Origin of the sequence: Lachnotalea glycerini (assembly GCF_003201285.1) — a bacterium.
In the GTDB taxonomy this organism is placed as follows: domain Bacteria; phylum Bacillota; class Clostridia; order Lachnospirales; family Lachnospiraceae; genus Lachnotalea; species Lachnotalea glycerini.
Map to the genome: position 1 here is coordinate 1 of NZ_QICS01000047.1, position 1,311 is coordinate 1,311.

At 32.6% G+C, this 1,311-nt stretch carries 3 protein-coding genes; all 3 read left to right on the forward strand.

Annotated elements, in window-relative coordinates; translation table 11 throughout:
• On the forward strand, window positions 1-422 hold a 422-nt coding region (locus C8E03_RS22550; RefSeq protein WP_278321216.1), incomplete at its 5' end, for an RHS repeat-associated core domain-containing protein.
• A complete protein-coding gene (locus C8E03_RS23010) occupies window positions 380-625 on the forward strand; it encodes a hypothetical protein (protein WP_408609935.1) in 246 nt (81 codons plus the stop codon). The genes C8E03_RS22550 and C8E03_RS23010, both read left to right, overlap by 43 nt.
• The gene (locus C8E03_RS21755) at window positions 625-1,227 is read left to right on the forward strand and encodes an SMI1/KNR4 family protein (protein ID WP_110292112.1); all 603 of its coding nucleotides are present in this window, start codon (window positions 625-627) and stop codon (window positions 1,225-1,227) included. Before C8E03_RS23010 ends, C8E03_RS21755 begins: the two co-directional genes overlap by 1 nt.
• Window positions 1,228-1,311 lie beyond the last annotated feature (84 nt).

Consider the following 1,311-nt stretch of genomic DNA (forward strand, 5'->3'; position numbering starts at 1 on the left):
GCTTTACCCAAGAAGATACCTACCGGGGAGACGGACTGAACCTGTACGCATATTGCGCCAACAATCCAGTGAGCTATGTAGACCCAAGTGGGAATCAATGTCAAGCTGCTAAGGATAGGCTTGCTGCTAGTACATCAAAAGGGAAAAATGAGACAAAGACTTCTACGAAACTAGCAGCACACCAAGATAGTAGTTCTAAGGGAGCGGGCGGATCGGAGATAAAGGGAGGTAAAAATCCTAATGGATATAAAGCTGGCGATATAGATGAACATGGATTTCTAAGTCCTGGTAAAAACCGAGCAGATGGTAATCACAATGTTGCAAATGAAGGCAGGTACAATCACATCATATTATTCAGGATAAATGGGCACAAACAAATATTTCTGGATATCAAAGAAATAGTGCTCCAGCAATATTATTAGAGACTGGAACTGGAAAACCTCATACATATATTACAAATTCACAACGAGAACGAAGGGTAGAACTAGGATATAATACTAGCATACAAAGCGAATTTCACAATAGTTATAGTGAATTAATTGATTCAGGAGTTAACAAAAAAAATGCACAAAAAGCTATTAAAGATGCATATAAATATTTTGATGGATTAGGAGCGTTTGATTAATGGTAAATAATAAACTAATTAATGAATATGAAATCAACTATGGAATGAGGATACCGAACCTATATAAAGATTTTTTGAAAGTAAATGATGGATTTAGTTTCGATGGAGGGAAGATATTATACTCATTAAACGATTTAAAAGAAATGAATGATAATTTGCAAATTCACAAGTACCAACCCGATTATATTGCAATTGGTGATGATGGGGGGGGATTAGTATTTTTGATGAAACAAGAGGCAAATGCTGAAGTGGTTTTCTTAGTAGATATGTCAGACTATGAAATAGAAACAGCCTATAAAAAAATATCTAATTTTAATGAGTGGTTTAATAGAGGTTGCAATATTGATACAGAAGAAAATGAAAAAAATAATAAATTAAGTAAAATTGGAAGTGTTTATTTAACTAAAAAGCCTGTTAATGGAATAAAAGATTTGGCAATTATAAAGCAAATATTTAATCTTAATATTGCAACATCGCAATTGTTGACAATATCAAAAACGTTGCCATGTGAACTGCTTACTAATATAAAGTATGTTAAAGCGATTAAGTTAATAGAAAAGACTGGACAACCTGAAATATTTGAATTTCGTTTGAATAAATAATATTTATATTTCTCGAAATTATTTGTAAAGGCAGTATTGAAAATGTATATCCATCTGCAATGCAGCTAAATGCGGGAAATTCAT

Bases quoted from the DNA above. Each gene is read 5' to 3' on its own strand.
- C8E03_RS21755 (WP_110292112.1), top strand. From the start codon at position 625: ATGGTAAATAATAAACTAATTAATGAATATGAAATCAACTATGGAATG.